Genomic DNA, 13,974 nt, shown 5'->3' with positions numbered 1-13,974 from the left:
CGGTGTGTGCCTCATTGCGATGCGGGTTCCCGCACAATTTGTGCGCGAGCCTTACTTTACAGGTCAAGCGTCGCCGCAGAACATCTGCCTCGGAGCGTCGCTGGGAGGGCGGCCCCGAAACCAGCGCCTGTCCTTGAATGGCGCGCCCAAGGGAGGAAACCGTCCAATGAAGACCTTGCTGCTTAGCGCGGCAGCCATTGCCATGGCTGCAACCGGTGCCCAGGCGGATACGTCCGGCAAACGCATCGCTCTGTCCAACAATTACGCCGGAAATTCGTGGCGACAGGCCATGCTGGAAGCCTGGGAAGACGCCGGGTCCGCGGCCGTGGACAACGGGATCGTGGCTGCCGCCGATGCCTTTACCACGTCCGAGAACCAGGCGACCGAGCAGGCCGCCCAGATCCAGAACATGATCCTGCAGGGCTATGATGCCATCGTGGTCAACGCGGCCTCTCCGACGGCGCTGAACGGCGCAATCAAGGAGGCCTGCGATGCCGGGCTGACCGTCGTTTCCTTCGACGGCATCGTGACCGAACCCTGTGCCTGGCGGATTGCCGTGGACTTCAATGAAATGGGCCGCCTTCAGGTCGAATACCTCGCGCAGCGCATTCCCGAGGGGGGCAACCTGCTGGAAATTCGCGGGCTGGCCGGGGTCTTCGTCGATGAAGAAATCTCCGCCGGCATCCAACAGGGGATCGAGGAAAATCCGCAGTTCACGATCAGCGGATCGGTGCACGGCGACTGGGCCCAGGACGTGGCCCAAAAGGCCGTGGCGGGCATCCTGCCGTCACTGCCCGAAGTTGTCGGCGTCGTGACGCAGGGCGGTGATGGGTATGGCACGGCAAGGGCTTTTGACGCGGCCGGGCGCGACACACCCCTGATCGTGCTGGGCAACCGGCAGGACGAGATGCTCTGGTGGGCGGAACAGCGGGATGCCAACGGCTACGAGACGATGTCCCTGTCGATTGCTCCGGGTGTCGCATCGCTGGCCTTCTGGGTCGCGCAACAGATCCTTGACGGGGCAGAGGTTCCCAAGGATCTGAACGTGCCGTTCCTGACCGTCACGCAGGATACGCTGGACGACGTGCTGGCTGAAACCCCCGAAGGCTCTGTTGCCAGCACCACCTACGAACAGGCCGACGCGCAGGCCGTCATCGAAGCGGCCGAATAACCCCGATGACGCTTTTGACTTCGCCCAGCGCGTCGATTGTCACCCTGACCAACGTCGAAAAGCACTTCGGCCCGGTCAGGGCGCTTTCAGGTGTCAGCCTTTCCATCGGTCCGGGCGAATGTGTCGGACTTGTGGGCCACAACGGTGCCGGCAAATCCACGCTGGTCAACCTGATCAACGGTGGGCTGGTTCCCTCGGCGGGAGAGGTTTCCTTCCCTGCCTCCGGCGCGACGCGGGCGCTGGAAGCAGGCGTGCGGTCGGTCTTTCAGGAGCTGTCGCTATGTCCGAACCTCACCGTCGCCGAGAACCTGCGTATCTCTCACGACAATCTTCGCGGCGTGGGATGGCGCAAACGCGCGCACACCGAAATCGCAGCCAGCCTGGACAGCATCTTTCCCGGTCATGGCATCGACGCCGATACGACCGTTGACCGCCTGACGATCGCAGAGCGGCAGATGGTGGAAATCGCCATCGGCTTTGCGCCGCGCGGACGGGATGCGCGGCTTGTCATCCTTGACGAGCCGACGTCGTCGTTGGACGCCGGCATCGCGCAGCAGCTTCTGACGCATATACGCACCTTTTGCGCCAAGGGCGGCGCGGTCGTCTTCATTTCTCACATGATCGGAGAGATCTTTCAGGTCGCATCCACCATCGTGGTGATGAAGGACGGCAGGATCGTCGCCTCTCGGCCCACCGCCGAATTCACGCGTGCGACCCTGGTCGACCAGATGGGCCACGTCGCGGCAGAAACCACGGACGCCGTCGCGCAACGCAGGGCCCCGGGCGAAGAGGTCCTGCACACGGGTGACGGGCTGGTGGCAAGAAAGGGCGAAGTCGTGGGGCTTGCGGGCCTTGCGGGGCACGGCCAGGCCGAGGCGCTGGCGCAACTTTACCTTGACCGGACCTCTGCCTGGTGGGGCGACAAGGTGCCAAAGGTTGTCTTTGTCGCCGGGGACAGGGGCCGTGACGGCATTCTGCCGCTCTGGTCGATCCTGCGCAATGCGACGGTCTCCATACTGTCGCAAACCGCGCGGCACGGCCTTGTGGACCGCGCGGCAGAAGCGCGCGTCGCCGCCGCGTGGAAAACCCGGATCGGCATCCGCACCGACGATGTCCGCAACCTGATCCTGTCGCTTTCCGGCGGCAATCAGCAAAAGGTCCTGTTCGCGCGGGCGCTGGCGTCGGATGCGCCGATCGTCATCATGGACGACCCGATGCGGGGCGTCGACATCGGGACCAAACAGGACGTCTACGCCATGATCCAGTCCGAAGCCGCCCGTGGGCGAACATTCCTGTGGTATTCGACCGAGACCGAAGAAGTCTGCCAGTGCGACCGCGTCTTTGTCTATCGCGACGGACAGATCTCGGCCCGGCTGGATGGCGCGGACATCACCGAAGACCGCATCCTCGAAGCCTCTTTCCAGATGCAGGAGGCCGCCGCATGATCCGGTTGTTCGCCCGCCATCGCATCCTGCTGCCGGCCGTGTCGCTGATCGTTCTGCTGGCCGCCACCTTCTATATGCAACCCCGCGCAATGAGCTACTTCGGGATCAACCTGCTGTTCAACCTGGCCATTCCCATCGCGCTGGCCACGCTTGCGCAGATGATGATCATGATGGTCAACGACATCGATCTGTCCCTGGGCGCCTTCATCAGTCTCGTGGCGTGCATTACCGCGACGGTCCTGCATGACCAGCCGGTGCTCGGGATGGCGATCCTTGCCGCCTTGATCCTGGCTTATGCCTGTCTGGGCGCCCTGATCCACTGGCTTGAATTGCCTGCCATCGTCGTGACGCTGGGCATGTCCTTCGTCTGGGCGGGGCTTGCGCTGACGATCCTGCCCTCCCCCGGAGGCTCTGCGCCAGCCTGGCTGCGGACGGTGATGACGGTCAAACCGCCACTGTTTCCGATGGCGGTGGTCGCAGCGGTGCTGATCGCGGGCCTGTCCCATGTCCTTGTCATCCGTTCCGGCATCGGCACCGTGCTGCGTGGCGTCGGTGGCAACGCGGCCTCGGTCGGGCGCGCCGGCTGGCCCTTGCTGCGGCTCAAGGCGCTGGCCTATGCGCTGGCCGGGGTCTTCGGTGTCCTGGCCGGTATGGCGCTGGTCGGGCTGACGACCTCTGCGGATGCCAATATCGCGCTGCGCTATACTCTACTGTCGATTGCAGGCGTCATCCTCGGTGGAGGCGAGTTCGTGGGCGGACGGGTCAGTGCTGTCGGGGCCGTCATCGGGGCCCTGACCCTGACGCTTGCCGCCTCCTTCCTGTCGTTCCTCAGGCTCAGCCCGGATTGGCAGATCGGGGCACAGGGCGCGATCCTGATCCTGGTGCTGACGGCACGGCTGATCTTTACACGACGCGATCGCACACAAGGATGATGACGATGGTAAAAACCTTGCTGGGCCGGAGCTGGATCTGGTCCTGGATTGCCGCCGCGGCCGCCTTTGGCCTGATCATGCTCTTGACGCAAGGGCGCGGCGCGGAAGAGCTGGCCTACGCGGCCCTGTCCTTCGGGGCCTTCGCAGCCATCGTCGGCCTTGGGCAGATGATGGTCATCACGCTTGGGCCGGGCAACGTGGATCTGTCGATCCCCGCCACCATGACCCTTGCGGCCACGCTGGCGCTGAAGGGGATGGGATCCGATCCCGGCACCTCACTGCTGGGTCTGGCGATTGCCATCGGCGTCGGCTGCGGTGCGGGTCTGGCGAATTTCGCGTTGATCTACCTGCTTCGCCTGCCGCCCATCATCGCGACGCTGGCCGCCTCGCTGATCTACCAGTCGCTCGCCATCTGGTCGAACCGCGGCTTGCGGATCAAACCGCCCGCAGATCTGGCGGATTTCGCAACGGGGCGCACCATCGGCATCCCCAATGTAGCCCTGATCGCACTTGTGCTGTCGGTTGTCGTCTGGATCGTGCTGGAACGCAGCGTCTTTGGTCGCTGGTTGCTGGGCTCCGGCCAGAACCTGCGCGCCGCGCGCCTTGCGGGCATCCCGACCCAGCTTGTGCGCGCCGTGACCTACACAAGTGTCGCAGTGCTGGCCGCCGTCGCCGGCTATCTTCTGGCCAGCTTCTCCGGCGGCGCTTCGCTGAACATGGGGCAGGAATACCTGCTCAGTTCGATCGCCGTCGTCGTGATCGGCGGAACCTCCATCGCGGGTGGCAATTCCAATGTCCCCGGCATATGGGGCGCGTCACTGTTTCTGTTCCTGGTCGTGTCCATGCTGAATTCCTACGGCCTGGGGGCCGGAGTGCGCATGTTGCTGACCGGCCTCATCATCATCGGCATCGTCATTGCCGCCAGCACCAGAAGGGGTCGCGCATGACTGCCCTGCCGCCACATCTTCAACTGCACGACGACCGGTTTGCGAGTCTCGTCCATCCGATGTCCCGGCTCGACCGGATCGCCAGCGGCCTGACCTGGACCGAGGGGCCCGTCTGGATCGGCGATCACGCCTGCCTGCTGTTCTCGGATATTCCGTCGCAACGCATCCTGCGATGGAGCAACGAGGACGGCGTCACTGTCTTTCGCCACCGGTCGCAATTCACCAACGGCAACACCCGTGACCGTCAGGGCCGGCTGATAAGCTGCCGCCACGGGCCACGCGATGTGGTGCGCACCGAATGGAACGGGTCCCTGACGGTTCTGGCGCAACGCCACGACCATGCGCGGCTGAATTCGCCCAACGACGTTGTCGTGTCGTCGGATGGAGCCATCTGGTTCACCGATCCGACCTACGGGATCCTGTCCAACTTCGAAGGCTACCGCGCCCCGGCCGAGCAATCGGCCAACCACGTTTTCCGCATCGACCCCGACAGCGGCGCGGTCAAGGCCGTCGTTTCAGATTTCACGCAGCCCAACGGGCTGGCGTTCTCACCGGATGAAACCCGCCTTTATATCGCCGAAAGCGGCTCCAGCCACGATGCGTCGGTGCCCAGTATCATCCGTCAGTTCGATGTGGCCGGCACGGACCTGCGGGACGCCGGGGTTTTTGCAACGATCGATTGTGGCCTGCCGGACGGAATGCGCGTCGACGTGGACGGGAACCTCTGGACTTCGGCCGGGGATGGTGTCCATTGCTTTGCGCCGGACGGAACGCTGCTGGGCAAGATACTGATACCCGAAACGGTCGCCAACCTGTGTTTCGGAGGGGCGGACGGGCAATCGCTGTTCATTACGGCCTCTACTGCGGTCTACCGTGTCTTCGTCGAGGTCAAAGGCGCAGAACCCTGGACCCGTTCGGCGCAGGTTTGAGACAGCCACGATCAGGTGTCCCGCCGATGGCTGACTGGCAGGCAGCAACGGCGTGATGCGCCCGTCAGCACCACGCCATCGATGGGCCACGTGTGCACCCACGGTCATCGCGTCGCCCTCTTCGCGGATGATCCTGCACGCCCGAAAGCGCAAACCGCGAACTTGTCAGTCGAAGAGGCAAGCGATGCACCATCGGACCGACCGTTCAGCCAGGAAGTCCGTCGATCTTCTCGATGGAGCCCAGGTCGTTATCCCAGTTCGCGCGACTTGAACAGCAGATGTGCGCGTTGGGTTTCATGTCGATCGGGCTATCAAGCGCCCCTGCCGGCACCATTAGCAAACCGATCTCCGGCTGCGAAACCGGGAGAGCGGACCCGCAGTTGGAGCAAAAGCTCTTCACATGGCGAGACCCGGATAGCTGGAACACCTTGGTGTTTTCTTCGCCTGAAACCCAGGTGATTTCAGCCGTAGACGAAAAAAGGTTCGCCGAATGGGCCGAACCGCTGTCCTTGCGGCAGCGGGCGCAATGGCACAGAAAAAAACTTTCGAATTCTCCGGATATGCGGAATTTCACAGCGCCACAAAGGCATTGTCCGGTGACCGGGTCCTTGTCCATTCACACTCCTTCCTACAGGTCAGCCGCCTGAAGCCAGTCGAACGCAGTTTCATTCAGCCTTTGTATTCGCCTGTCGGATCAAGGTCAAAATGGGACTCCAAGCCGGCGTTCGCTGCGCTCAGCGTGATGGTCCGCAGGCTCTAGACCACCTGCGCTTCTGGTCCGCATCGTGACGCAACACCCGGTTTGCCTGCGATCCTGCGCTCAGCCGGGCACAGTCACCACGATGGATCCGCGCTGCGTCGCGACCACGGTATGCTCATACTGCACCACCGCCGCGCGCGGTTCGCTGAAAAGGGTCCAGCCATCGCGGCCCTCGCTGGCAAACATGCCCCCTGTCGACAGGAACGGCTCCACCGTCAGTACAAGCCCCTTGGTGATGCGTCGCCGGTCGCCCGTGGTGGCCCATGTGGGGATTTCCTCGGGGTATTCGTGCAGCGACCGCCCTACCCCGTGACTGGCAAGGTTCCGGATCAGCGTATACTCCCGCGCCTCGGCAAAGCGTTCGATGGCGCGCCCGATCCCGGCCAACGGCTTGCCCGCCGCCACCTGATTGATGCCGATCTGCATGGCGCGTTTGCCATCGCGGCACAGACGATCCAGCGCAGGCGTCACCGGACCGACCCGAAAGCTCGCACCGTTGTCGGCGAAATAGCCGTCCTTGGAGGCCGACACGTCGATGTTCACCAGATCCCCTGCGGCGATCACGCGGTCGCCGGGAATGCCGTGGGCGATTTCCTCGTTCACGCTGATGCAGGTGGCTCCGGGAAAGTCATAGACGGCTTCCGGCGCAGGCTCTGCGCCCTCAGCCTCCAGCAGGGCGCGCCCGATCTCGTCCAGTTCGCGGGTGGTCATCCCCGGCTCCAGCGCGCGGGCCATGGCGTGCATTGTATTCGCAACGATGCGCCCGATGACCTTTAGCCCGTCGAGCTCTTCTGCCTTGGTGATGGTCATGCGCCGCTCCCGCTGTGTGTCGCAAGAGTCTAACAGATCGCCGCAGCGATGTCAGGCCGCGCGCGCTTCGGCCAAGGTGATTGCCTCGAAAGGCCGCAGCACCTTCAGACCGGCCCGCGCGTGTTCCGGGATCAGATTGCCCGGCACCTCGGACAGCAGGCTATGGCGGATCAGATCCTTGCGTCGCCGCATCCGCCCGACATACAGGCTTTCGAGTTCCGCCTCGGCGGAGAGAAACGGCTCATGCCCCGGCAGCAACAGCTGGTGGTAGCGGATCATCTGCGCACCTTGCTGGTAGACTGCGGCAAACCCGTTCACGAGTGAGATCGCCGGGATCAGCACCTCCTCCCGGCCAAAGATATATTCCACCTCCGCGCCACCGATCACCAACCGCTGATAGGGCGCGACCACCAGATCGCGGTGCAGGCCGAAATAGGGCGCGCGCAGCCGCACCGGTTGAAAGCTGCCCAGCGCGGGCACTCGGCGCGTCACCCGCGCCAGCACCGGCACGATGCCGCGCGACCGCGTCTCCACCGTATCCCCGCAGCGCAGCGTGCTGATCGGGCGATAGCCCTGCGACGTCAGCACAGGCACCTGCCCCACCAGCGTTGGCATCGGCCCCACAGGCTCAATCGCGTCAGAGACGGCAAAGAACACCACGTCCTTGTCTTTCTCGACAAGCTGCGGGCGGCGCACCAGCGAGTAGATGTCCTCCAGCAGCAAGGGCGGCGGTGGCGGCGTGTCCTGCACAACCATGGTGTCGGCGTCCGGGCGCTCTGCCGTGATCCGCCCCCAGCGCGCCTCGCTGTCCCACGAAAAGGTCACGCGCAGCACGTCGGTGCGTTCATCGTGGCCGTGTTGCAGAACGCTGTGGACCACGTCGTCCCCCTGGCTCAGCTCCAGAACGATTTCGCCTCCGGGCATGGCGCGCACGGAGAGCGCCCCTTTCCACGGGTGCACGCGCTCGTAGGCCAACAGCGTCTGCGGGCGCGCGTCCGAGTTCAGCCGCGTCTCGATCACAATGGAGCCCCGCGGCATCAGGATGTCGCGGTCGTGCGCCATGCCACCAAACCGGTCCGGGCAGACCCAGGACGCCCCTTCACCGGAAACCGCGATCCAGCTCATGCGGCGCCCCTGCGCGGGGCAACCGCGTCAGACGTCTTGGGGATGCGTCGCGCCCGCGGGCCGTTGACGCCACCTGAGACACGCCACCCCCCTGTGAACCTTGCGGAAACCACTGCCACCCCCTCGCCAAAAACGGCCCGCCCCATCTGGCCTGCCGATGCATTGGTGTGCCGTGGCAGCTCTGATAAAGCACCCATTGCCTGCCTCGTGTGTTCGCCGCGACAGGGAAGGCCCGGGATACCCCGGATCATGCTAAGAATAGACCGCTTGCCTGTCGAAGCTTTTCTGCTTCTTTTCCGAAAGCTTACGTCGCAGCCGCACGAATGGTTAGGCTATCCCCTCGAAGGCAGCCACATTTCGCCTCAATTGCGATGTATTTGCGCCACATTTGCCAAGGCCCGTTGCGCGCGGTAGCCAAGAGCAAACCGCTGGAGTGTTTCCGATGACCGATCCCGTCGACCTGACCGCCCGCCTTGTGCGCTGCCCCTCTGTCACCCCCGAAGAAGGCGGCGCGCTGGTGCTGCTGGCCGAACTGCTGGAGGGCGCGGGCTTTGACTGCACGCGCGTGGACCGCAACGGCACCGCCAATCTTTTTGCGCGCTGGGGGCAGAAAGGCCACGTGAAAACCTTTGGCTTTAACGGACACACCGATGTCGTCCCCATCGGCAACCGCGACGACTGGAAACACGATCCCTTTGGCGCCGAGGTGGTGGACGGCATGATGTACGGGCGCGGCACCACCGACATGAAAAGCGGCGTGGCGGCTTTTGCGGCGGCGGCAGTGGATTTCGTCACCGACACGCCGCCGGATGGCGCGGTGATCCTCGCCATCACCGGTGACGAGGAAGGCGATGCAACAGATGGCACCGTGGCCCTGCTCGACTGGATGTCGACGGAGCAAGAGCGCATGTCGGTCTGCCTCGTGGGCGAACCGACCTCCCCCGACACCATGGGCCAGATGATGAAGATCGGGCGGCGCGGGTCGCTGTCTGCCTGGTTCACCGTGACCGGCACTCAAGGGCATTCGGCCTACCCGCACCGCGCGCTGAACCCTATGCCTGCCATGGCGCGGCTGATGGACCGCCTCGCCAGCCACGAACTGGACCAGGGCACCGACCATTTTGATGCCTCTACGCTCGCCATCGTGACCATCGACACCGGCAACCCGGCGACCAACGTGATCCCGGCGCAGACACGCGCCTGCGTGAACATCCGCTTCAACGACACCCACACCGGCGCCGCCCTGTCTGACTGGCTGCGCGCCGAGGCCGCCAAGGTGGACGCCGAGTTCGGCACCGCGACCGAGGTCACCATCAAGATCTCGGGCGAGAGCTTTCTGACACCGCCGGGGGAGCTGTCAGACATGGTTGGTCGTGCGGTGGAGGCAGAGATTGGCGTGAGGCCGGCCCTGTCCACCACCGGCGGCACCTCTGATGCGCGCTTTGTCAAGGATCACTGCCCCGTTGTGGAATTCGGCCTTGTGGGCCAGACCATGCACGCGGTGGACGAGCGCGTCAGCGTCGAACAGATCGACCAGCTCAAGGCGATCTACGGGCGGATGCTGCGGGACTATTTCGCCTGATGTCCGGCTCACTGACCGTCGAGATCACCGAGGATCTGGCAGAGCCGCATCACGTCCGCCGCGTGGTCTTCATCGAAGAGCAGGGCTTCTCCGAGGATGAGGAGTGGGATGACCTCGACGCAGAGGCGGTGCAACTTGTGATTCGCGAGGCAGGCATGGCCGTGGCCTCTGCCCGATTGCTGCGCGACGGCGAGACCGGCAAGATCGGGCGTATCTGTGTGCTCAAACCCAATCGCGGACAGTCCTTGGGCGCGGCACTGGTGCGCTTTGGCATCAAGCAGTTCCGGGACACGCCCGGCGTCACCCGCGTCTACCTGAGCGCGCAGGAGCACGCGCTGGGCTTTTACGAAGGTTTGGGCTTCGTGGCCTATGGTGCGCCTTACCTCGACGGCAGTGTGTCCCACCGCGACATGGAGCTGCACCTCTGACACCCACGTTGATCATCATGGTCAAGGAGCCGCGCCCCGGTCGGGTCAAGACACGCCTTGGCCGCGAGATCGGCCATACGGCCGCTTGCTGGTGGTTCCGTCACCAGGTCACCCGCCTGCTGCGCCGAACGGCAGACCCGCGCTGGCGCGTTGTGCTGGCCGTCGCGCCGGACCGGGCCGTCCCGTCACGCGCATGGCCCGCCCACGTGCCGCGCATGGCCCAGGGCACCGGCGATCTGGGCGCGCGCATGGCGCGGATGCTGCGCCACTGTGAGGGTCCCGTCTGCCTGATCGGCGCGGACATCCCCGACGTCGGACGCCCGCAGGTGGCACGGGCGTTCAAGGCGCTGGGCAACCACGATGCCGTGTTCGGCCCCGCACCGGATGGCGGCTTTTGGCTGGTGGGCGCGCGGCACCCCTCCCGCCTGCCGCACGGGTTCTTTCGCGCGGTGCGCTGGTCCACGGAACACGCATTGTCCGACAGCCTTGGTACGCTGCCCGGCTGGCGTGTGGCACAGGTGGACGTGTTGCGCGACGTGGACACGGCGGCGGATCTGGGGCGGTCATAAGGGCGCTGCCCCCGGCCTGCGGCCTCCCCCGCCCGGTGTAACTTGCAAGCCAAGACGGCGGATGAGGCGCGCGGCTGTCAAGACTTTCGAAACGAAAGGATGAACGGGCGTTAACGGTTGTCAGCTGACAATTTGACTTCGTCGTGTTTCGACATGACGACGACATGGGGCCGTGCTACCTGAGGAGGATGAGCACCTTGCCGACAAAGCAGGAGGTCCTTGACTGGATCTCCGAGAACCCGACCCTCACCGCGAAGCGCGACATTGCCAAGGCTTTTGGCATCAAGGGCGCCGCGCGCATTGACCTCAAACGTATCCTGCGCGAGCTGGAGGATGAGGGGCATCTGGAGAAACGCAACAAGACCTATCGCGATCCTGACAGGTTGCCGCCTGTCAGTGTGCTTCAGGTCAAGACACCGGACGCCAATGGCGATCTGTTCGCGCGCCCTCTGGAGTGGCACGGCGAGGGCATAGAGCCCGTGGTGCTGATGGTGCTGAAGTCATCCGATCCGGCGTTGGGCGATGGCGACCGCATCCTCGCGCGTTTGCAGCAGGTGCAAGCGGAAGATCACAACTACGAAGCGCGGTTGATCCGGCGCATCGGCGTGTCCCCGCGCCGCGTCGTGGGCATCTATCGCCACGGCGCCGAAGGTGGGCGGATCATGCCCATCGACAAGGGCTCCGACAAGGAATGGGTCGTCGGTCCAGATGCCACCGGCGGTGCGCAGGATGGCGAGCTGGTCGAGGCGGAGCAGGCCGGGCCCAAGGGGCGCATGGGCCTGCCCAAGGCGCGCATCGTCGAGCGTCTGGGCGACCCCACCGCGCCACGCGCCGTGTCGCTGATCGCCATTCACCAGCATGGCATCCCGGACGCTTTTCCCCAGGAGGTTCTGGACGAGGCCGACAGCAAAAAGCCTGCGGGACTATCGGGCCGTGAGGATCTGCGCGAGCTGCCCCTGGTCACCATCGACCCGAGTGATGCGCGGGACCATGACGATGCGGTCTTTGCCCAGGCCGATGACGATCCGAAAAACAAGGGCGGCCACATCTTGTGGGTCGCGATTGCGGATGTGGCTTATTATGTGACACCCGGCTCTGCCTTGGACCGGGAGGCGCGCAAGCGGGGGAACTCGTCATACTTCCCTGACCGGGTTGTGCCAATGCTCCCGGACCGGCTGTCGGGCGATCTGTGTTCGCTGCACGAGGGTGTGCCGCGCGCCTGTATCGCCGTGCGCATGGTTATCGACGCCGAGGGCAACAAGACCGGGCAGACCTTTGTGCGCGGCCTCATGCGCTCGCCCGCCTCGCTGACCTACCAGGAAGTGCAGGCCGCGATGAACGGTCAGCCGACCGAGCGCTGCGCCGAGATGATGCAGGACGTGATCCGGCCGCTTTATGCCGCCTATGCGGCCCTGCGCTCGGCGCGGGAACGGCGGCAGCCGCTGGAGCTTGACCTGCCGGAGCGCAAGATCGTGCTGTCGGATGAGGGCAAGGTGACTTCCGTCGACTTTTCAGAGCGGCTGGATGCTCACAAGCTGATCGAAGAGTTCATGGTCCTGGCCAATGTCGCCGCCGCCGAGACGCTGATTGCCAAGAAGACCCCTCTGCTGTTCCGCGTCCACGAGGAGCCGCCGGAGGACAAGATGGAGGCGCTGCGCGAGACCGCCGGCGCGGCGGGCTTTACCCTTGCCAAGGGGCAGGTTTTGCAGACGCGCCACCTGAACAAACTGCTGACGTCTGCGGCCGGGTCGGATCAGGCAGAGCTGATCAACCTCGCGACGCTGCGGTCCATGACGCAGGCCTATTACGGGCCGAAGAACTTTGGCCACTTTGGTTTGGCGCTGCGGGATTACGCGCACTTCACCTCTCCGATTCGGCGCTATTCCGACCTGATCGTACACCGGGCGCTGATCACCGCGCATGGCTGGGGCAAGGACGGCCTGACGCCGGAGGCCATCGAAGGGCTGGAGGAAACCGGAACGCATATCTCCGACACGGAACGCCGGTCGATGATCGCGGAACGGGACACCACGGACCGCTATCTTGCTGCGTTCCTGTCGGATCGGATCGGGGCGGAATTCACCGGCAGCGTCGCGGGCATCGCCAAGTTCGGCCTGTTCGTCAAACTCGACGAGACGGGCGCTGACGGGCTTGTGCCGATCTCCACCCTTGGGAACGAGTATTTCGATTTTGACCGCGACGCCGGAACGCTGATGGGGTCGCAGTCCGGGCGCATGATCGCGCTGGGCATGCGCGCCAAGGTGAAGCTGACTGAGGCCGCGCCGGTCACGGGTGGCATCGCCTTTGAGCTGCTGGAGCTGGAGGGCGAAGCCTTTGAAAGCCGTGGCGGCGGGCGTGGGCGCGGCGGGTTCCGCAAGGGACGCGGCAAGACGCCCGGCACCTCCCCCCGACGCAAAGCGGCCAAGGCGAAGGCCAAGGACAGCAAGACCAAACGCAAGGTCACGCGGCAGCGGCGTCAAAAGTGAGCTGCTGACAGAAACTGACAAGTGCGTGTAGGATAGAGCGATCATGTCCCGCACGCATCGCCTGTTCCAACTGATGACGGCCCTGCGCTGCCTGCCCTCGCCCGTGACGGCGCAGCGGCTGGCGGCGGAAACCGCCGTGTCGCCGCGCACCCTGTACCGAGACATCGACACGCTGCGCGAATTGGGCGCGGTGATCGACGGTGAAGCGGGCTATGGCTACACGCTGATCGAGGACGCCCACCTGCCGCCGCTGGGCTTCGAGGACGACGAGCTGGAGGCGCTGATCCTAGGGCTGAAAGAGGTGGCTTTTGTCGGGGATCCGGCGCTGGCACGGGCCGCCGAAACCGCATTGACCAAGCTGCGCGCGCGCCTGCCGGAGCGGCAGGCCCATCGGTTGAGGCACGCTGTGCTGCACGCCCACAGATTTACCCCACCGCCCGCGCCCACCGTCGATGCGGGCGCCTTGCGTCAAGCCTGCTGGGATGAAGAGCAGATCAGCTTTGACTACAGTGACAAAAACGGCACGGCGACGCGCCGCGAGGTCAAACCGCTCGCCATCATGCTGTTCGACCAAAGCCATTGCCTGCTGTCGTGGTGCTGCCTGCGTGAAGAGTATCGTGCCTTTCGGCTGGATCGCATGACTGGCATGGCGCGCACGGGCCGGTCGTTTCGCCCCCAACGGGTGCCAATGTTGCGGGTGTATCGGGAGATGATGGGCGCAAGAGTTGGCCAATCTTGGTAAGCCCCCTCCCCAAATCACCTGAGAATCGCTATACTGTTTCCAAAATAT

13 protein-coding genes are annotated in these 13,974 nt (G+C 64.7%); 10 read left to right on the top strand and 3 right to left on the bottom strand.

The window, feature by feature from the left end; genetic code table 11:
- Nucleotides 1-166 precede the first annotated feature (166 nt).
- From GGQ68_RS01800 to GGQ68_RS01780, 5 genes are read left to right on the top strand one after another with little or no spacing between them, the layout of a single operon-like run.
- Complete coding sequence (locus GGQ68_RS01800; RefSeq protein WP_183962677.1) at nt 167-1,171, top strand: ABC transporter substrate-binding protein; 1,005 nt, start codon at nt 167-169, stop codon at nt 1,169-1,171.
- A gap of 5 nt (nt 1,172-1,176) precedes the next feature.
- Nucleotides 1,177-2,616 (top strand): sugar ABC transporter ATP-binding protein, encoded by a 1,440-nt coding sequence (locus tag GGQ68_RS01795; protein ID WP_183962676.1) that lies wholly within the window; start codon nt 1,177-1,179, stop codon nt 2,614-2,616.
- Nucleotides 2,613-3,548: an ABC transporter permease gene (locus tag GGQ68_RS01790; RefSeq protein WP_183962675.1), complete on the top strand. Its 936-nt coding sequence runs from the start codon at nt 2,613-2,615 to the stop codon at nt 3,546-3,548. The genes GGQ68_RS01795 and GGQ68_RS01790 overlap by 4 nt, the downstream gene beginning before the upstream one ends.
- A gap of 5 nt (nt 3,549-3,553) precedes the next feature.
- Nucleotides 3,554-4,495, top strand: coding sequence for an ABC transporter permease (locus GGQ68_RS01785; RefSeq protein WP_183962674.1), 942 nt, complete (start codon nt 3,554-3,556; stop codon nt 4,493-4,495).
- Nucleotides 4,492-5,424, top strand: a complete 933-nt coding sequence (locus GGQ68_RS01780) for an SMP-30/gluconolactonase/LRE family protein (RefSeq protein WP_183962673.1) — start codon at nt 4,492-4,494, stop codon at nt 5,422-5,424. Before GGQ68_RS01785 ends, GGQ68_RS01780 begins: the two co-directional genes overlap by 4 nt.
- 205 nt (nt 5,425-5,629) lie before the next feature.
- On the opposite strand, the gene GGQ68_RS01775 is transcribed toward GGQ68_RS01780, so the two are convergent.
- The 3 genes from GGQ68_RS01775 to GGQ68_RS01765 all read right to left on the bottom strand — a co-directional run bounded on the left by GGQ68_RS01775 (nt 5,630) and on the right by GGQ68_RS01765 (nt 8,119).
- A complete protein-coding gene (locus GGQ68_RS01775) occupies nt 5,630-6,040 on the bottom strand; it encodes a GFA family protein (RefSeq protein WP_183962672.1) in 411 nt (136 codons plus the stop codon).
- A 204-nt stretch (nt 6,041-6,244) separates the two neighbouring features.
- Nucleotides 6,245-6,994, bottom strand: a complete 750-nt coding sequence (gene map, locus GGQ68_RS01770; protein WP_183962671.1) for a type I methionyl aminopeptidase — start codon at nt 6,992-6,994, stop codon at nt 6,245-6,247.
- Between the two features lie 51 nt (nt 6,995-7,045).
- Nucleotides 7,046-8,119 (bottom strand): Hint domain-containing protein, encoded by a 1,074-nt coding sequence (locus GGQ68_RS01765; protein ID WP_183962670.1) that lies wholly within the window; start codon nt 8,117-8,119, stop codon nt 7,046-7,048.
- Between the two features lie 442 nt (nt 8,120-8,561).
- Between GGQ68_RS01765 and dapE the strand changes: the two genes are divergently transcribed.
- From dapE to GGQ68_RS01740, 5 genes are all read left to right on the top strand, one after another.
- The gene (gene dapE / locus GGQ68_RS01760) at nt 8,562-9,701 is read left to right on the top strand and encodes a succinyl-diaminopimelate desuccinylase (protein WP_183962669.1); all 1,140 of its coding nucleotides are present in this window, start codon (nt 8,562-8,564) and stop codon (nt 9,699-9,701) included.
- Nucleotides 9,701-10,129 carry a GNAT family N-acetyltransferase gene (locus tag GGQ68_RS01755; RefSeq protein WP_246429212.1) on the top strand — a complete coding sequence of 143 codons (429 nt, stop codon included), beginning with the start codon at nt 9,701-9,703 and terminating at the stop codon, nt 10,127-10,129. Before dapE ends, GGQ68_RS01755 begins: the two co-directional genes overlap by 1 nt.
- On the top strand, nt 10,126-10,698 hold the full coding sequence (locus GGQ68_RS01750) for a TIGR04282 family arsenosugar biosynthesis glycosyltransferase (RefSeq protein ID WP_183962998.1): 573 nt from the start codon (nt 10,126-10,128) through the stop codon (nt 10,696-10,698). The genes GGQ68_RS01755 and GGQ68_RS01750 overlap by 4 nt, the downstream gene beginning before the upstream one ends.
- Before the next feature lie 188 nt (nt 10,699-10,886).
- A complete protein-coding gene (rnr, locus tag GGQ68_RS01745) occupies nt 10,887-13,184 on the top strand; it encodes a ribonuclease R (RefSeq protein ID WP_183962668.1) in 2,298 nt (765 codons plus the stop codon).
- A gap of 43 nt (nt 13,185-13,227) precedes the next feature.
- Nucleotides 13,228-13,926 (top strand): helix-turn-helix transcriptional regulator, encoded by a 699-nt coding sequence (locus GGQ68_RS01740; protein WP_183962667.1) that lies wholly within the window; start codon nt 13,228-13,230, stop codon nt 13,924-13,926.
- The last annotated feature ends 48 nt before the right edge of the window (nt 13,927-13,974 follow it).

Source organism: Sagittula marina, from assembly GCF_014196795.1.
GTDB lineage: Bacteria > Pseudomonadota > Alphaproteobacteria > Rhodobacterales > Rhodobacteraceae > Sagittula > Sagittula marina.
This window is presented reverse-complemented; position numbering and strand designations above follow the sequence as displayed.